The organism is Ciceribacter ferrooxidans, assembly GCF_004137355.1.
GTDB lineage: Bacteria > Pseudomonadota > Alphaproteobacteria > Rhizobiales > Rhizobiaceae > Allorhizobium > Allorhizobium ferrooxidans.
In genome coordinates this window covers 153097-170518 of sequence record NZ_SDVB01000311.1, presented here as the reverse complement: position 1 = coordinate 170518, position 17422 = coordinate 153097, and the positions used below count along the sequence as shown (strand labels likewise).

At 60.9% G+C, this 17422-nt stretch carries 17 protein-coding genes; 9 read left to right on the top strand and 8 right to left on the bottom strand.

Going from position 1 to position 17422, the window contains the following annotated elements; all coding sequences use genetic code 11:
- The first annotated feature begins 81 nt into the window (after window positions 1-81).
- Window positions 82-963, top strand: coding sequence for an ABC transporter permease (locus tag EUU22_RS20985; protein WP_129333929.1), 882 nt, complete (start codon window positions 82-84; stop codon window positions 961-963).
- Window positions 960-1754 (top strand): ABC transporter ATP-binding protein, encoded by a 795-nt coding sequence (locus EUU22_RS20980; RefSeq protein WP_129333928.1) that lies wholly within the window; start codon window positions 960-962, stop codon window positions 1752-1754. Before EUU22_RS20985 ends, EUU22_RS20980 begins: the two co-directional genes overlap by 4 nt.
- Before the next feature lie 68 nt (window positions 1755-1822).
- Here the strand turns inward: EUU22_RS20980 and EUU22_RS20975 are convergent, their stop codons facing one another.
- Window positions 1823-2464: a LysE family translocator gene (locus EUU22_RS20975; RefSeq protein WP_129333927.1), complete on the bottom strand. Its 642-nt coding sequence runs from the start codon at window positions 2462-2464 to the stop codon at window positions 1823-1825.
- A 79-nt stretch (window positions 2465-2543) separates the two neighbouring features.
- The gene (locus EUU22_RS20970; protein ID WP_129333926.1) at window positions 2544-3407 is read right to left on the bottom strand and encodes an SDR family NAD(P)-dependent oxidoreductase; all 864 of its coding nucleotides are present in this window, start codon (window positions 3405-3407) and stop codon (window positions 2544-2546) included.
- A 201-nt stretch (window positions 3408-3608) separates the two neighbouring features.
- On the opposite strand from EUU22_RS20970, the gene EUU22_RS20965 reads away from it, so the two are divergent.
- Complete coding sequence (locus EUU22_RS20965) at window positions 3609-4832, top strand: argininosuccinate synthase (protein WP_129333925.1); 1224 nt, start codon at window positions 3609-3611, stop codon at window positions 4830-4832.
- A gap of 51 nt (window positions 4833-4883) precedes the next feature.
- Here the strand turns inward: EUU22_RS20965 and EUU22_RS20960 are convergent, their stop codons facing one another.
- The gene (locus EUU22_RS20960; RefSeq protein ID WP_129333924.1) at window positions 4884-6077 is read right to left on the bottom strand and encodes a multidrug effflux MFS transporter; all 1194 of its coding nucleotides are present in this window, start codon (window positions 6075-6077) and stop codon (window positions 4884-4886) included.
- Between the two features lie 269 nt (window positions 6078-6346).
- Here EUU22_RS20960 and EUU22_RS20955 point away from each other — a divergent pair, with 269 nt between their 5' ends.
- The 4 genes from EUU22_RS20955 (at window position 6347) to EUU22_RS20940 (ending at window position 12870) form a co-directional block, all read left to right on the top strand.
- On the top strand, window positions 6347-8434 hold the full coding sequence (locus EUU22_RS20955) for a M3 family metallopeptidase (protein WP_129333923.1): 2088 nt from the start codon (window positions 6347-6349) through the stop codon (window positions 8432-8434).
- 127 nt (window positions 8435-8561) lie between these two features.
- Window positions 8562-10142 carry an alkaline phosphatase D family protein gene (locus EUU22_RS20950; RefSeq protein WP_129333922.1) on the top strand — a complete coding sequence of 527 codons (1581 nt, stop codon included), beginning with the start codon at window positions 8562-8564 and terminating at the stop codon, window positions 10140-10142.
- A gap of 187 nt (window positions 10143-10329) precedes the next feature.
- Window positions 10330-12162, top strand: coding sequence for a translational GTPase TypA (gene typA / locus EUU22_RS20945; RefSeq protein WP_112686404.1), 1833 nt, complete (start codon window positions 10330-10332; stop codon window positions 12160-12162).
- Window positions 12163-12363: 201 nt separating this feature from the next.
- Entirely contained in the window at window positions 12364-12870 is a 507-nt protein-coding gene (locus EUU22_RS20940) for a GNAT family N-acetyltransferase (RefSeq protein WP_129333921.1), read from the top strand.
- A gap of 18 nt (window positions 12871-12888) precedes the next feature.
- Here EUU22_RS20940 and EUU22_RS20935 read toward each other — a convergent pair whose 3' ends face one another.
- Window positions 12889-13509 (bottom strand): hypothetical protein, encoded by a 621-nt coding sequence (locus EUU22_RS20935; RefSeq protein WP_129333920.1) that lies wholly within the window; start codon window positions 13507-13509, stop codon window positions 12889-12891.
- 188 nt (window positions 13510-13697) lie between these two features.
- Here EUU22_RS20935 and ppa point away from each other — a divergent pair, with 188 nt between their 5' ends.
- On the top strand, window positions 13698-14231 hold the full coding sequence (gene ppa / locus EUU22_RS20930) for an inorganic diphosphatase (RefSeq protein WP_129333919.1): 534 nt from the start codon (window positions 13698-13700) through the stop codon (window positions 14229-14231).
- A gap of 4 nt (window positions 14232-14235) precedes the next feature.
- Here the strand turns inward: ppa and EUU22_RS20925 are convergent, their stop codons facing one another.
- Together EUU22_RS20925 and EUU22_RS20920 are read right to left on the bottom strand one after the other, a co-directional pair.
- Window positions 14236-14550, bottom strand: a complete 315-nt coding sequence (locus EUU22_RS20925) for a DUF167 domain-containing protein (protein WP_129333918.1) — start codon at window positions 14548-14550, stop codon at window positions 14236-14238.
- Window positions 14547-14837: a YggT family protein gene (locus tag EUU22_RS20920; protein ID WP_129333917.1), complete on the bottom strand. Its 291-nt coding sequence runs from the start codon at window positions 14835-14837 to the stop codon at window positions 14547-14549. Before EUU22_RS20920 ends, EUU22_RS20925 begins: the two co-directional genes overlap by 4 nt.
- A 145-nt stretch (window positions 14838-14982) precedes the next feature.
- Here EUU22_RS20920 and EUU22_RS20915 point away from each other — a divergent pair, with 145 nt between their 5' ends.
- Window positions 14983-16230 (top strand): MFS transporter, encoded by a 1248-nt coding sequence (locus tag EUU22_RS20915; RefSeq protein ID WP_129333916.1) that lies wholly within the window; start codon window positions 14983-14985, stop codon window positions 16228-16230.
- Here the strand turns inward: EUU22_RS20915 and EUU22_RS20910 are convergent.
- Both EUU22_RS20910 and EUU22_RS20905 read right to left on the bottom strand, forming a co-directional pair.
- Entirely contained in the window at window positions 16215-16946 is a 732-nt protein-coding gene (locus EUU22_RS20910) for a glutamine amidotransferase (protein ID WP_129333915.1), read from the bottom strand. The two genes, EUU22_RS20915 and EUU22_RS20910, sit on opposite strands and share 16 nt — an antisense overlap.
- Entirely contained in the window at window positions 16936-17412 is a 477-nt protein-coding gene (locus EUU22_RS20905; RefSeq protein ID WP_129333914.1) for a tellurite resistance TerB family protein, read from the bottom strand. The genes EUU22_RS20910 and EUU22_RS20905 overlap by 11 nt, the downstream gene beginning before the upstream one ends.
- Window positions 17413-17422: the final 10 nt, after the last annotated feature.

The window sequence follows — 17422 nt, the reverse complement described above, 5'->3', positions numbered from 1 at the left end:
AATCTCACGCAAGGCCGCCACGAAGGCGGCCTTGCTCACTGCCCGTGCCGTAGGTGTCGGGTTGAACAAGGACTGTCCGTCGTGAGCCAAATCGCCTTCTGGGGTGCCGTCGAGCTCGGCCTGGTTTTCGCCTTTGTCGCTATCGGCGTGTACTTGGCCTTCCGCGTCCTCGATTTTCCTGACCTTACGGTCGACGGGTCGTTTCCCCTTGGGGCGGCCGTAGCAGCTGTTCTGATCATTGCCGGGCTGAATGCCTGGCTTGCGACGGTGGTTGCGATGGCGGCCGGGTCCATCGCAGGCTTGGTGACAGCGGTGCTCAATGTCCGCTTCAGGATTCTCAACCTGCTGGCCTCGATTCTGACGATGATCGCGCTGTTCTCGGTCAATCTGCGGGTCATGGGCAAGCCGAACGTCGCGTTGCTCAACCAGGACACGATGCTCACGCCCTTCTACGGGCACGGACTTGCCGACTATTACGTCCGGCCGCTGTTTCTCTTTGTGCTTGTCGGCGTTGCGGTCCTCCTCGTCTGGCGCTTTCTCGAGAGCGATGCGGGGCTCGCGATGCGGGCGACCGGTGCCAATTCCCGTATGGCTCGTGCGCAGGGGGTGCAAACCGGCAACCAGATCTATCTCGGCATGGCGATATCCAACGCGCTCGTCGCGCTCGGTGGAGCACTGTTCGCGCAGACGAACGGCTTTGCCGATGTCACCTCGGGTGTCGGCACCATCGTGGTGGGCCTCGCCGCCGTCATCATCGGTGAAACCCTGTTCGGGAACCGTGGTCTGCTGATAGCGCTCATCGGCTGCATTGTCGGTTCGATCGCCTACCGTCTTGCCATTCAGCTCGCATTGTCGTCTGACGTGCTCGGTCTGAAGGCCTCCGACCTCAACTTCGTCACCGCCGTTCTCGTCGCCGTTGCGCTTGTTCTTCCGAGACTGCGTCGCGGAGGAGCCTCGTCATGATCTCGCTCGAAAACATCCAGGTCGTTTTCGGTCGCGGTACGCCGCTTCAGAAACAAGCCCTTTCGGGCGTCAGCCTCACCATCGAGACAGGCTCGTTCGTCACCGTCATCGGCTCCAACGGCGCCGGCAAGTCGACGCTGCTCGGAGTATTGGCCGGGGACGTTCTTCCGACAGGTGGCCGCGTCACCATCGGCAACGCAGATGTGACCCGGAAAACGACGGCGCAGCGCGCAGGACTGGTCGCCCGGGTCTTTCAGGATCCGCTGGCCGGAAGTTGCGGTGCACTCAGCATCGCCGAGAATCTCGCTCTTGCGGCCATGCGCGGGAAGCGCCGGGGCCTGGCAGACGCTCTCGGCGGGAGCCGTCGGGCCGAGTTCAGGGACCGGATCGCCGCACTCAATCTCGGCCTGGAAGATCGCATGGGCGACCGCATGGATCTGCTCTCCGGTGGCCAGAGGCAGGCTGTGTCGCTGGTCATGGCGACGCTCGCCGGTTCGGAGGTCCTATTGCTCGACGAGCATACGGCAGCGCTCGATCCCGGCATGGCGGAATTCATCATGGAACTCACCCAGTCGATCGTTGCGGAACGCAAGCTCACGACCTTGATGGTCACCCATTCCATGCGTCAGGCGCTGGACTACGGTAGCCGGACGATCATGCTGCATGCCGGTGAGATCGTACTCGACGTCTCGGGTGATAGCCGCAAGGATCTGCAGGTCGAGGATCTGATCGCCATGTTCCGCAAGATCCGCGGGCAAACACTCGATGACGACGAATTGTTGATCGGCTGATTTCGCCCGGCGGTGGTCTTTTCGAGAATGGCACCTGGCTTCCGCCCGGTGCCGTTTTTATTTGGCCTTCAACGCGCTTGGGTAAAGAAGATCTTCACGGCGAAGATCGAGAAGACGCCGGCGAAGGTGTAGTCGATGGCACGCAGTACCTTTTGGTTCGTCTGCAGCCATGCCGATAGCCCGTCTGCCATGAAGATGATCGCAAGTCCGATCGGCAGGGACAGCATGATCGACCATATGCCGAGGAAAAGAAGCTTGCCGGTGACATGCGGGTCGGTGGCACTGACGAACTGCGGCAGGAAGGTCATGAAGAAAATGATGACCTTTGGGTTCAGCAGGTTGACCCAGAGACCGTTCAAGAATGCCTTTATCGGGGCCGACTGCCTGTCGCCATCGGCGCGAACGACGAAGTTCGAGCCATGGCGCACGGCCTGGATCGCGAGCCACAGCAGATAGCCCGCGCCGCCGGTCTTCAGGATCGTGAATGCCGTCGGCGAGGCGACGATCAGTGCTGAAATGCCGAAGGCGACCAGCATCGTGTGAATGGAAATCCCGAAGCTCGTGCCCGCGAGCGTCATCAATCCCGTCGCCCGGCCGTCTCGCAGCGAACGACTGATCCACAGCGTCATGTCGGGCCCGGGCGTGATGGCGAGAAGAAAGATCGCAAGGCTGAAGGCAAGGATGGTGGCAAAGCTCGGTATGAAGTCCATCGGAAGGTCCGCAATGAGGAAAGCCCGGACGGGGCGACGCTGTCGCGTCATCCATACCGGGCTTGGGAGAGGTTGCCAATCAGCTTTGCTTCTCGACGAGATGGGCCTTGAAACTGTCGGCGTAGTCGGCATGCCAGCGAGAGAGCGGCGGGCGGTTCTCGACGATGTCTCCGGTCGCCCAGAGCATGCGCACTTCATCGGTGTGGCGATCAACCTCGTTGTCCGGGCACAGGATGTAGAAGTCGCCCTTCGAGAGGCTCTCCATCATGAAGTCGACCGTCTGTTCTGGCGTCCAGGCGCCGGCCGGCTTTTCAGTCCTTCCGTTCGCCGTAAGCGGCGTGAACACGAAGCCAGGGATCAGTAGATGGGCCGAGACCCGGCAACCCGGCGTATTTCGTAGCTCATGCTGCAGCGCTTCCGTGAAGACCTTCACGCCGGCCTTGGAGACGTTGTAGGCCGGATCACCGGGCGGCGTGGTGATACCCTGCTTTGAGCCGGTGTTGATGATGAGTGCCGGTTCTCCGTGGGAGATCATGCCGGGTCCGAAAGTGCGGCTGCCAGTGACGACACCCATCAGGTTGACGGCGAGCACATTTTCCCAGTTGGCCTGGGGGCCGAATATGGCGCTGCCCGGCTGTATTCCGGCGTTGTTCATCAGCACATGGACGCGACCGAAACGCTGAACGACGGCGCGCTCCAACGCCTCGAGTTCTTCCCGCTTCGACACGTCTGTCGGAATAGCAACCACATCGGTCGCACCGCTTGGGGAAAGTGAGGCGACAGCCGCTTCAGCTTCCGCCAACCGCTCGCCGACCAGATCGGCGATCACGACGCACATGCCGAGGCGAGCGAAGTGTTTTGCTGCAGCCAGCCCGATGCCGGATGCCCCGCCGGTGATCACGGCGAGATTACCCTTCTTGAATGCCGGGTGAAGTCTTGTCATGCAAATCTCCTCAGCTCAACGGGTGAAGGGGTGATATGGCCCATGCCAGCCGGAAGGTCAAATCTGCAATTCGTCGCGTATTCGGTCTGACGCTGGCAGTCCACGTCGGCACGCTTCCCCTTGCACCCGGCGATAATCTCGCTAAAAGTGCCGCCAAACGCGGACTCCGCTCACCGATATTCGTTACAAGTGGAACTCAACATGGCACTCCCGAAAGACGTCAAGAAGGTCGTTCTCGCCTATTCCGGCGGCCTCGACACCTCGATCATCCTGAAATGGCTCCAGACCGAACTTGGCGCGGAAGTCGTGACCTTCACCGCCGATCTCGGCCAGGGTGAGGAACTCGAGCCGGCGCGCAAGAAGGCCGAGATGCTGGGCATCAAGGAGATCTTCATCGAGGACGTTCGTGAGGAGTTCGTGCGCGACTTCGTCTTCCCGATGTTCCGCGCCAATGCCGTCTATGAAGGCGTCTACCTGCTCGGCACGTCGATCGCCCGTCCGCTGATCTCGAAGCACCTGATCGAGATCGCCAAGAAGACCGGCGCGGACGCGATCGCCCATGGTGCGACCGGCAAGGGCAACGACCAGGTTCGCTTCGAGCTTTCGGCTTACGCGCTGAATCCGGATATCAAGATCATCGCGCCGTGGCGCGACTGGTCGTTCAAGAGCCGCACGGACCTTCTCGAATTCGCCGAGAAGAACCAGATCCCGGTCGCCAAGGACAAGAAGGGCGAGGCTCCCTTCTCGGTCGATGCCAACCTCCTGCACTCGTCGTCCGAAGGAAAGGTCCTGGAGGACCCCTCGCAGGAAGCGCCCGAATATGTGCATATGCGCACCATTTCGCCGGAAGCCGCGCCGGACAAACCGACGATCATCAAGATCGGCTTCGAGAGGGGCGACGCGGTCTCGATCAACGGTGTGCGCATGAGCCCGGCGACGATTCTCGCTAAGCTCAACGACTACGGCCGCGACAACGGCATCGGTCGCATCGACCTCGTCGAAAACCGCTTTGTCGGCATGAAGTCTCGCGGCGTTTATGAAACGCCCGGCGGCACGATCCTGTTGGCCGCTCACCGCGCAATTGAATCGATCACCCTCGACCGCGGCGCAGCCCACCTGAAGGACGAACTGATGCCGCGCTACGCCGAGCTCATCTATTACGGCTTCTGGTTCTCGCCGGAACGCCAGATGCTGCAGGCAGCCATCGACCTCAGCCAGAAGGATGTCGAGGGCGAGGTGACCCTGAAGCTCTACAAGGGCAATGTCATGGTGATCGGCCGCGAGAGCGAAAAGTCGCTCTATTCCGACAAGCTCGTCACCTTCGAGGACGACCAGGGCGCCTACGACCAGAAGGATGCTGCCGGCTTCATCAAGCTCAATGCCTTGCGCCTGCGCACGCTGGCCAAGCGCAACCTCGGCAACTGACGGTTCCCAAATCTGTGAGAGCCTGCCGCGGGAGGCCGCGGCAGGCTTTTTCTATGCCATTCTGCGGCTTCCGTGGAGAAAGCCGACATAGGCAAGGATCGCGACAAGCTCCATTGCCGGAATGACGATCCCGAAGGCCTGCAGCGGATCGCCGATCAGCGCACCGACGGCACCACCGAGAAAGCCGGAACCCATCTGCACGAAGCCGATCAATGCCGCGGCCGAACCGGCGATTGCCGGGTGCGGCTGCAGCCCCGCGGTCGTGATGTAGGGGATGATGAAGGCCATGCCGAAGGCGCAAATCGCGACCGGCATCATGATCGAAAGGAAAGTCGGCTCGACGAAAATCACTGAAAGGGCGATGCATGCACCTCCGGTTCCGGCGAGGGTCAGACCGGTCAGAAGCGCTCGTCGCTCGCCGAGACGCGGTGAGAGAATCCGCAGTGCGACAGATCCGAGAAAGAAAGAACCGGTCTGCATCAGCATTCCGACTCCGAATTCGGCCGGGCTGAGACCGACCCTTTTGATCAGGATGAAGGGCAGCATCGTCGCCTGGGCGTAGAGGGCGCCGACGGTGCCGGCGAGCACGAAGGCTGCGAACAGTACCCGCATGTCAGTGACGAGCGTTGCATAGGCGCCAAGCAGCCGTGACGGCTTGATGAGCACGCGGTCGGGGGTTGTTGTCTCGCGCATCAGGAAGGCGACGATGAGCCAGCTGAAGACGCCGAAGCTCACCATCAGGAAGAACACGGCTTGCCATCCGGAAAGGGCAAGGGCGAGGCCGCCGAGTGTCGGGCCGGCTGCCGGGCCGATCGCCAGCATGATGCCGATCATGTTGAGGATGCGCGCGGCCTCCGGACCGGTGAACTGGTCCCGCACAATGGCGCGGGAGACCGTGATTCCGACCGATGCACCGACGCCCTGAACCAGTCGCCCGGCGAGAAGCAGCTCGACGGAGGGGGCGAAGGCGGCGAACAGGCTTCCCAGCAGATAGATACCGAGAAAGGAGAGTGTGGCGATCCGCCGTCCGAAGGCGTCCGAGAACGGCCCTGCGAGCAGCTGTGCGAAGGCAAAGCCGAAGAAATAGAGCGAAAGACTGAGTTTGATGGCGGCATCCGACGTGCCGAAGGCATGGACGAGTTCGGGCATGGCCGGCGTGTAGATCGCCATCGAAACGGGGCCGATCGTCGTCAGCAGCGCGCCGATCAACGACGTTCGGCGCTCGCTCATCCGCTGTGGTGCCATTACTGTCTGTCCGATATTCGAGTCTGCCCTGGAAGGCGCGCCGCGAGGAAGAGCAGGTGCGGCGCAAGTGTGCGGACCATAAGCCTCCCGCCCAGATTTGACGAGAGGCAAATGGGGGCCTTGAGTGCGTCGTCGGCGTCGGTTCTTAAGAACCGGCAACCGTGACGGATTTTGCTTTGGCGGTCCTTGCCAAGCAGGCGCTCGCCGCCCCATATCGGTAAGCATGTGCAACCCACCGGTCGGCCGCGACCAGATGAAGGGAATACGAGATGGCTGCAGCTTCTTCGCTCAATACCGCGCTTGTCGAATGGACCGGGTTCCAGGGATTGCCCCGGTTCGAGGCGGTATCCGACGACGATTTCGCACCGGCCTTCGAGGCGGCCCTCAGCGAGCACGACGCGGAAATCGACGCGATTGCCGGCAATCCGGAGCCTCCGACCTTCGCGAACACTGTCACGGCCCTGGAGATCGCAGGCGAAAGCCTTTCGCGGACTTCGGCCTTGTTCTGGAACCGTGCCGGCGCTCATACCAACGACACGATCCAGGCGCTCGAACGTGAAATCGCACCGAAGCTGTCGCGCCACTATTCGAAGATCGGCATGAATGCTGCGCTCTTCGCGCGCATCGACACACTTTGGCAGGAGCGCGAGACGCTCGGCCTGTCGGTCGAGGAAATGCGCGTCCTCGAGCGGCATTGGAAGGGCTTCGTCAAGTCCGGTGCCTTGCTCGCGAAGCCACAGCAGCAGAGGCTCGCCGAGATCAATGAACGACTGGCGGGCCTGGGGGCCAGATTCGGGCAGAATGTGCTGGCTGACGAGAAGAACTGGTCACTGCTGCTTTCCTCCGATGCGGAGCTTTCCGGCCTGCCGGATTTCGTGAAGGACGCGATGGCGGCGGCGGCTCGCGAGCGTGGGGCGGAGGGCAAGTACGCCGTTACTCTCTCGCGCTCGATCATCGAGCCGTTTCTGACTTTTTCCGACCGGCGGGACCTGCGCGAGCAGGCCTTCCGGGCTTGGACCGCTCGTGGAATGAACGAGGGCGAAACTGACAATCGCGGCATCGTGCGGGAGACACTCTTGCTTCGGCAGGAACTGGCCGATCTGCTCGGCTACGCGAATTTCGCCGAGTTCAAGCTGGACAATACGATGGCAAAGACGGCGGGTGCCGTGAACCACCTCCTGATGACCGTCTGGGAGAAGGCCGTCCGCCGTGCCGGAGAAGAGGAGGCGGACATCGCCCGCCTGATCGCCGGAGAGGGTCACAATCACGAGGTCATGCCCTGGGACTGGCGCCATTACGCCGAAAAGATCAGGGCGCAGAAATTCGATTTTTCCGAAGCCGAGCTGAAGCCCTATCTCCAGCTCGAGAAGATCATCGATGCCTGCTTCGATGTTGCCAGCCGACTCTTCGGCGTCATCGCAGTCGAAAAGAAGGGAATTCCGGCCTATCATCCGGACGTCCGCGTTTTCGAGATTCGCGACCGGAGTGGGACGCTCGTCGCACTCTTCCTCGGTGATTATTTCGCCCGCCCGTCCAAGCGGTCGGGCGCGTGGATGAGCGCCTTCCGCTCCCAGCACAAGCTGACGATGAAAAACGGCACCACGGGTGAAATGCCGATCATCTACAATGTCTGCAATTTCGCGAAGCCCGCGGAAGGCAAGCCCGCGCTCCTCTCGCTCGATGATGCGCGCACGCTGTTTCACGAATTCGGCCATGCGTTGCACGGCATGCTTTCGAACGTCACCTATCCCTCGGTTGCCGGTACCGGTGTGTCGCGCGATTTCGTGGAACTACCGTCGCAGCTCTATGAGCACTGGCTGACCGTTCCGGAAATCCTGACACGTTATGCGGTCCATTACGAGACCGGCGAACCAATGCCGAAAACACTCCTCGACAAGGTCTTGGCAGCCCGCACCTTCAACGCAGGCTTCAACACCGTGGAGGTCACATCGTCTGCCCTGGTCGACATGGCGTTTCACACGCGAACGTTGGCAGATGATCCTATGGCCGTACAGGAGGAGGTTTTGAGGGAGATCGGCATGCCGCGCTCGATCGTGATGCGGCACGCCACCCCACATTTCCAGCACATCTTCGCCGGTGGTTATTCGGCAGGCTACTATTCGTACATGTGGTCGGAGGTTCTCGATGCGGATGCCTTCTCGGCCTTCGAGGAGACCGGTGACGCCTTCGACACGGCGATGGCCAAGAAGCTGAAGGACAACATCTATTCGGTCGGCGGCTCGGTCGACCCGGAGGACGCCTACCGGGCTTTCCGGGGCAAACTGCCGGACCCAGACGCGATGTTGCGCAAGAAGGGGTTGGCGATGATGGAGGAAATACACGGCAGCGATGCCTGAATTGCCGCGGGTGTGTCACAGAACGGTGACGTAAGTTTCATCTGCGGATCAAGCGACTGACATGAAGCTCTGATTGTTTCCGCCGGCGGGCGATGGTCGCCCGCCAGCCAAAACGAGGAGAGGTTTCATGACGCAGTCACTGAGGGCGCTGTCGCGCCGTTCGTTTCTTCTGTCCGCAGGTGCGACCGGCGTCGTTGCCGCGTCGGGCTTGCCGCTGCCGTTTTATGCCCGTGCCGCGGAGCGGCCACTCTTCACCCACGGCGTCCAATCGGGCGACATCGACGTTTCTTCGGGAATGATCTGGACCCGGGTCGATCGTCCTTCGCGGATATTCATGGAATACGCGACGAACGAGAGCTTCTCCAATGCCGTCAAGCTGGCGCCGCTCGACGCGCTGCCGGAGAGCGACTTCGCCGTGAAGCGCCTGTTGACGGAACTCCCGTCCGATCAGGAGATATTCTACCGTTTCATCGCGGCCGATCTTTCGTCTATCAACACGTTGTCGGAACCCGTGACCGGCCGTTTCCGCACGGCGCCCGCCTCGAAGCGTTCGGTACGTTTCGCTTGGTCCGGCGACACCGCTGGACAGGGCTGGGGCATCGATGAAACCGGCATGAAGACTTATTCCACGATGGCCAAGCACCAGCCTGATTTCTTCATTCATTCTGGTGACACCATCTATGCCGACGGTGCGATGAAGGACGAGGTCGCGCTCTCCGACGGCAGTCTCTGGAAGAACACGGTGCTGATCGACGAGAAGCGCAAGGTGGCCGAGACGCTCGCCGAATATCGCGGGCAGTGGAAGTACAACATGCTGGACAAGCATGTCCGTGACTTCAATGCCGTCTGTCCGACGTTCTTCCAGTGGGACGACCATGAGGTCGTCAACAACTGGTCCGCGTCGAAGGATCTGACGAGTGACGATCGCTATACGGAAAAGTCCGTCGCCCTTCTCTCGGCCCGTGCGGCGCGCGCCTTCCACGAGATGGCACCGATCCGCTACACGCCTGCCGAGCCGGGCCGCGTCTACCGCAAGATCGCCTATGGCCCGCTCGTCGACGTCTTCTTCATCGATCTGCGCTCCTACCGTGGTCCCAATCACGACAGCCTGGAGATGGAGCTTTCGCCCGAGGCGCGGATCATGGGCGTCGAGCAGGTCAACTGGCTGAAGCGCGAGCTCGCCGCCTCGAAGGCAACCTGGAAGGTGATCGCCTGTGACATGCCGATCAGCATCATCGTCTGGGACGACTTCAAAAACCGAAAGGGGGCAGAGGCGATCGCGCAAGGCGACCATGGTTCCGCAAAGGGACGTGAGCTCGAGATTGCCGACCTTCTGCGCTACATCAAGACGGCCGGCATCACGAACACCGTGTGGCTGACCGCCGACGTTCACTACACGGCAGCCCACTACTACAATCCCGACAAGGCTCAGTTCCAGGATTTTGAACCGTTCTGGGAGTTCGTCTCCGGTCCGCTCCACGCCGGCACGTTCGGGCCCAATGACCTCGACATGACCTTCGGACCGGAACTCAAGTTCGTGAAGGGGCCGACGGCCGAACAGGGACAAAACCTGCCGCCGTCGATGGGCCTGCAGTTCTTCGGTCTTGTCGACATCGACGGGCAGAGCGAGCAACTGACCGTTCGGCTCATGGACCGCGACGACAACGAGCTCTACAAGGTCACGCTCGATCCGGTGCGTAGCGCCTGAGACTTCGAGGCAGGGTCGGCCTTCCGGCCCTGCCTCCCGGAAATGTGTAACCGGCAGAGGTCCTCGGAAAAGGCTGTAGCCGGGGCTTTTGCCTTTTTTTCTTTCGCAAACGCAAAAAACACGGTATGAGCGCGCCAAACAAACAAGGCGCCTCTCCGTTTCGCGCCCAGCCCCAGAGATACCTGATATGAAACTTCGCAATATCGCCATCATTGCGCACGTCGACCATGGGAAAACGACCCTTGTGGACGAGCTCCTGAAGCAGTCCGGTTCGTTCCGCGAAAACCAGCGCGTCGCCGAACGCGTCATGGACTCGAACGATCTGGAAAAGGAGCGCGGCATCACCATTCTCGCCAAGGCGACTTCGGTTGAATGGAAGAACACCCGCATCAATATCGTCGACACCCCCGGCCACGCCGACTTCGGCGGCGAAGTCGAGCGCATCCTGTCCATGGTGGACGGCGCGATCGTTCTGGTCGACGCTTCGGAAGGCCCGATGCCGCAGACCAAGTTCGTCGTCGGCAAGGCGCTGAAGGTCGGCCTTCGCCCGATCGTCGCGATCAACAAGATCGACCGTCCGGACGGCCGCCACGAAGAGGTTATTAACGAAGTCTTCGACCTGTTCGCCAATCTCGACGCGACCGACGAACAGCTCGACTTCCCGATCCTCTACGGTTCGGGCCGCGACGGCTGGATGAACGTCAATCCGGAAGGTCCGAAGGACCAGGGCCTGGCTCCGTTGCTCGACCTCGTGCTGGAACATGTTCCGGAGCCGAGCGTCGGCGATGAAGACGGCGCTTTCCGCATGATCGGCACGATCCTCGAAGCCAACCCTTTCCTCGGCCGTATCATCACCGGTCGCGTTCATTCGGGTTCGATCAAGCCGAACCAGGCGGTCAAGGTCATCGGCCAGGACGGCAAGCTGATCGAGAACGGCCGCATTTCCAAGATCCTTGCCTTCCGCGGCATCGAGCGCACCGCCATCGACGAAGCCCATGCGGGTGACATCGTTGCGATCGCCGGCCTCTCCAAGGGTACCGTTGCCGACACCTTCTGCGATCCGTCGGTGACCGAGCCGCTCACCGCACAGCCGATCGATCCGCCGACGGTCACCATGTCCTTCCTTGTCAACGACAGCCCGCTGGCCGGCACCGAAGGTGACAAGGTTACCAGTCGCGTCATCCGCGACCGCCTGTTCAAGGAAGCCGAAGGCAATGTCGCGCTGAAGATCGAAGAGGCCGAAGGCAAGGACTCGTTCTTCGTCTCGGGTCGCGGCGAATTGCAGCTGGCCGTTCTGATCGAGACGATGCGCCGCGAAGGCTTCGAGCTTGCCGTTTCGCGTCCGCGCGTCGTCATGCACAATGACGAGACGACAGGTCAGCTCATGGAGCCGATCGAGGAAGTCGTCATCGACGTCGATGAAGAGCATTCCGGTATCGTTGTGCAGAAGATGTCCGAACGTAAGGCCGAAATGGCCGAGCTTCGGCCTTCCGGCGGCAATCGCGTCCGTCTGGTGTTCTTCGCGCCGACCCGCGGCCTCATCGGTTACCAGTCGGAACTGCTGACCGATACTCGCGGCACGGCGATCATGAACCGCCTGTTCCATGACTATCAGCCCTACAAGGGGCCGATCACCGGTCGTACCAACGGTGTGCTTCTGTCGAACGGCGCCGGCGAGGCTGTCGCCTATGCCATGTTCAATCTCGAGGACCGCGGTCCGATGATGATCGAACCGGGCGAGAAGGTCTATGCCGGCATGATCATCGGTATCCACACGCGTGACAACGACCTCGAGGTCAACGTTCTGAAGGGCAAGCAGCTCACCAACATCCGCGCCGCCGGCAAGGATGAAGCGGTCAAGCTGACCCCGCCGATCCGCATGACGCTCGACCGCGCGCTGTCCTGGATCCAGGACGACGAACTGATGGAAGTCACCCCGAAGTCGATCCGCCTGCGCAAGATGTATCTTGACGCAAACGACCGCAAGCGATTCGACAAGGCACGGGCTGCTCAGGCTTAATGAGACATTGCTAATATAAATCATTAACCCCGGTTCCAGAAACCGGGGTTTTTATTTGTGGTTACGAATCCCGCGGTCTTGTCGGAGCGTTTAAAAAAGCGTTAAATTTCCACCTATGGTCCAGATGAGAAGTCTGTTGGCAATGCCGGTTCGCACGAAGGGCGGATGGTGAGATTGTCCAGACGGGACGAGAGTGGCGTTATGAAGACGTTGTCGATTGATGTTCGGCCTGCGGAACCGCAGGACGCGGCAGCCATCGCGGAGGCGCACCGCCTCTCGTGGCAGCATGCCTATGCCGGCCTCATTCCGCATCGCGCCCTGACCAAGATGATCGAGCGTCGCGGCGAGACTTGGTGGCGCAAGGCCACCCGTGGGCCGGCGACCATCCTTGTCGTCGACGTTGCCGGTACAATCGCCGGGTACGCGACCGTCGGCCTCAATCGCTCCCGAGCCTTGCCTCAGGAAGGCGAGATCTACGAGATCTACATTCGTCCGGAATATCAGGGAATCGGACTCGGCTACCTCCTCTTCGGCGAGGCGCGGCGTCTCCTGAAATCGCTCGGTTGCTCCGGCCTGGTGGTCTGGTGTCTTGAGGAAAGCGCCCACGCCTCGCAGTTTTTCCGCTCGAACGGCGGTGTCGACGCTGTCGAGGGCATGGAAGATTTCGGCAACCAGCAACTGAAGAAGCTTGGCTTCATCTGGAACTAGGATCCCGCTCAGGGCAGCTCAGGGGGTAGTTTCCGGCCAGACACGGGTCGGTTCACCGCTCTTGTCGCCGCGTTTCCCGAACCATGCACTCTCGTCGCGACCGCAGGCGAAGTCTTGCGCCTGCTCATCGGCCACGTTGCGGGCGAGTTCGTTGGCGTCCGGATTGGACAGCGCATCCACGTAGCCGACGACGCAGCCGAGGCCATCGCCCGGTTGAGCGACACGGGAAATGACGAGGACCTGCCCGGTGCTTTCCTTGGTCGGCATTCCGGCTTGATCGTCGACGTTTTCAATGAACCAGCGGAGGATCGTCGCGAAGGGTCTGCCCCCAGTGTCGCGCCTCCATTCGATCTTGCTGCCGACATGGTTGAAAACCGCGAAGGACTCGAAGACTTCGTTCTCCAGTTTCTTGTCGACCGCACCGTAGAGGATGCTCTGACGGAGATCGCTCTCGGCGAAGTGCACGTCATATCCGTCGTACCCACGGCATAGCATGCTTGCGCCCATTTCGTCCTCGGTGACGGTGCGGCACTTGTCGAGGTCGAGGTCCGTATAGGCGCTGTCGTTGGCCCGTGCCGCATGGGTGATCACCGGCCAGATCAGCGCTGCCGCCAGCAATGTGGAAATAGGTGGTTTCATCGTGCATCCCCCGTTTATGCCGTTATAACAGTCATGCTGCGGTTGGCGCGAGATGCCGTAGAAAAAACAGTGGGCCTGGCAGGCCGCGCGCGGCGACGGCGGATGAGACGTTCTCCCAAAGCCGTGTTGCATTGCGCAATGAATCCCATTAGGACAGCCGGGATTTCAACATACCCATGGGGTTAGACATGCGCATCGATGCAATTGCCGTTGGCAAGAACCCGCCCGACGACATCAACGTCATCGTCGAAGTTCCGGTCGGCGGTCACCCGATCAAGTATGAAATGGACAAGGATGCCGGTGCGCTGATCGTCGACCGCTTCCTCTATACCCCGATGACCTACCCGGGCAATTACGGCTTCGTGCCGCATACCCTGTCGGATGATGGCGATCCGATCGACGTCCTGATCTGCAATACCCGCCCGCTGCTGCCTGGCTGCGTGATCAATGTCCGTCCGATCGGCGTGATGATCATGGAAGACAATTCCGGCAAGGACGAGAAGATCATCGCGGTGCCGTCCCACAAGCTGACGCAGCGTTACGACAAGATCGAGAACTACACCGATCTGCCGGAAATTACGCTGAAGCAGATCGAGCACTTCTTCGAGCACTACAAGGATCTGGAGCCGGGCAAGTGGGTGAAGATCGGCGGCTGGCAGGACGTCAGCGTCGCCAAGCAGCTCATTCTCGAAGCCGTGCAGCGCGCCAAGACCTCCAAGTAAGCATTCAGCGCGCTAGCAGCGCCTCGATCTTTTCTGCCACGTCCTTCGGATCACCATCGATCCGGAGGACTTTTTGTCTGGCGGTGTCGCCGGAAATCACCGAAATCGAAGACTTCGGTATACCGATCGCCTTTGAAAGGAGAGCGATGAGGGCCTTGTTGGCCTTTCCCTTCTCAGGAACGGCGGTCACCTTCGCCTTCAGATGCGCTTCGTCGTTGGCGTTGACCTCGACGCCGTCCACCTGGTCACGCCCGGCATTTGGCGTCAGCCGGATGGACAGTCGCAAGTGATCGCCGTGGATGCTGTATGGCGGCTTCAAGCGAAGATCGGATAGATGCTCGTCCACATCAGGGACCGGATGAAGAAGATGATCAGCAGGACGATGATCGGGGAAATGTCGATGCCGCCGAGATCCGGCAGTACCCGCCGGATCGGGCGTAGCGCCGGCTCGGTCACATTGTAGAAGAAGGTTCCGAGCGAATTGACGAAACGGTTGCTCGAGTTGATCACATTGAAGGCGTAGAGCCACGAGAAAATGGCACTCCCGATGAGGACCCAAGTGTAAAGGCTGAGGGCCAAATCGATCGTTTGAAACAACGCCAGCATAATCGTCTCCATTTCAAGGTTGACAGAGATGTAGACATTGACAGCTTATCGGGCAAGTGCCGCAGGCATGCACAGGGGGAATCATACTTAATGGTCCCCCGGATTTCGGCCGAGTCCCATCTTCCGAAAGGATTGCTTCCCGACCATGTCTGTACATCTGTCCGGCGACCGCTTCGCAGCCTTCAGGCATGCCTCCTACCTCCGCTTCTTCCTCTCGCGGTTCCTCGCGGCCTTCGCGACGCAGATTCTCAGCGTCTCGGTCGGCTGGCAGATGTATGACGAAACGAAGAGCGCCTTCTATCTCGGGCTGATCGGCCTTTTTCAGTTCCTTCCAGCATTGCTTCTTATCCTCGTCACGGGCTCCGTCGCGGACCGCCATAACCGGCGTGCCATCGTCGCGATCTGCATGATCGTCAGCGCCCTTTGCGGCGCGTCCTTTCTTGCACTCACACTTATGGACGCCTTTTCGCCGGTTCTGGTGTTCGCGATTCTTGTCGTCTTCGGCATCGAGCGCGCCTTCAATGCGCCGGCGACACAATCGCTTGCCCCCAATCTCGTTCCCGAGGAGGATCTGCCGAACGCCGTTGCGTGGAACTCCACCTCCTGGCAGACGGCTTCGATCCTCGGGCCGGTTGCAGGCGGCCTGCTTTACGGTGTGAGCCCCGTCGTTGCCTACTCGGTCGCATTGGCATTCTTTTCGACAGCAGCGCTTCTCGTCTTTCTGGTCGAGCGACCGACGCAGAGGGTCTCCAACAAGGCAGTGACCTGGACAACTGTGCTTGCGGGGTTCCGCTTCATTTGGAGCGAGAAGGTGGTTCTCGGCGCGATATCCCTCGATCTCTTTGCGGTGCTCCTCGGGGGTGCCGTTGCCCTCATGCCGATATTCGCGCGCGATATCCTCGTGCTGGGTCCATGGGGGCTCGGTCTGCTGCGTGCGGCTCCCGGCATCGGCGCCATTCTCGTCGCGATCGTGCTCGCCGGCTTCCCGGTCCGTCACAATGCCGGCCTGTTCATGTTTGCAGGCGTCGCATTGTTCGGTGCTGGCACGATCATCTTCGGTCTCTCGGAAACGGCCTGGATATCCATCGTGGCGCTAATGCTCATGGGCGCGGCCGACATGGCATCGGTCTATGTCCGTGAGACGCTGATTGCACTGTGGACGCCGGATGACGTGCGTGGCCGGGTGAATGCGGTGAATATGGTTTTCGTCGGCGCTTCCAACGAGCTGGGTGAGTTCCGTGCCGGCACGATGGCGTCGCTGGTCGGCGCCGTGCCCGCGGTCGTGATCGGTGGCGTGGGAACGCTTGCGGTGGCTATTCTTTGGGCTACCGGTTTTCCGCAGCTGCGGCGCATCGACAGCCTCGACGCGCCGAGGCGTCAGGACACGCGCTGAGGCTTTCGCTCGAAGACGAGATCGAGAAAATCAGAGAGCCATGCTCTGAGGGGGGCGTCAAAGATCATCCGGCCTTCGAGATGGTCGCGCCCCTGCTGCGCGTTCGGCATGACGAAGCGGTGGGCGCCATGGACGACCCAACGCTGCATCATGGCTCGGGTGAGTTCGGCGTGAAACTGCAGTCCCCATGCGTTCTCGCCGTACCGGATCGCCTGGTTGCGGTAGACGTCGCCTTCGGCGAGCAGTTCGCATCCATGGGGCAGGTCGAAACCCTCCCGATGGAAGTGATAGACCATTTGCGGCCAGCGCATGAGCAGGCGGCCGCGCTCGGTCGGGTGGATCGGATACCAACCGATCTCGACCAGACTGTTCCGGTCGGCCGAGACCTTTCCGCCGAGATTGCGGACCATCATCTGCGCGCCGAGACAAATGCCGAGAAACGGCCTCTTCTCCTTGAGCGGAACGTTGATCCATTCGATTTCGTCGCGGATGAACTGATCTGGATCGTTTGCGCTCATCGGCCCGCCGAAGATGACTGCTCCGGAGTGTCCGGCCAGCGTCTCCGGAAGCGGGTCGCCGAGCGGCGGTCTGCGGATGTCGAGCGGGTAACCTTTCTCGAGTAGCATTTGGCCGACCCGGCCGGGGCTCGAGCGCTCCTGATGGAGTACGAGCAGGACTGGTGCCTTCTGCCGAGATCTCAAGGGATCATGAAGCATCCTTGCTCCCTTGGGCCGAGCGCATTACCGCTTCGCGGCGCTGGCTCACGCGGTCACGGTCGGAGACTCCGAGCAGATCGGCGATGCGCCAGACGACGTGATCTTCCATTTCGCTTCGGCTGCCATCGGCATAGACGATGTCCCATAGGATGCCGAGCAGCTGAAGCCGCTGCTCCTCGTCGAGGTGTCGCTTGATGTCAGACGTGAAGCGATAATAGTCGACGGCTTCGCTCTCGGCCCTCTGACCCGCCTTCAGCAGCGCCTGGAGCTCCTCGTCGTCCAGCCGGTACTCGTCCTTCAACAACTGTTCGAGTTTGTCGCGTTCCGCCTCGTGGACAACACCGTCGGCTTCCATGACCTGGAAACAAAGGGCTGCGACCGCGACCCGCGGATCGTCGGGAGATATGGCGTCATTGCCACGACCCTGTGTCAGACTTTGAAAAAAGGCCTGGAGGCGTTCGAGCATCTCTCTTCCT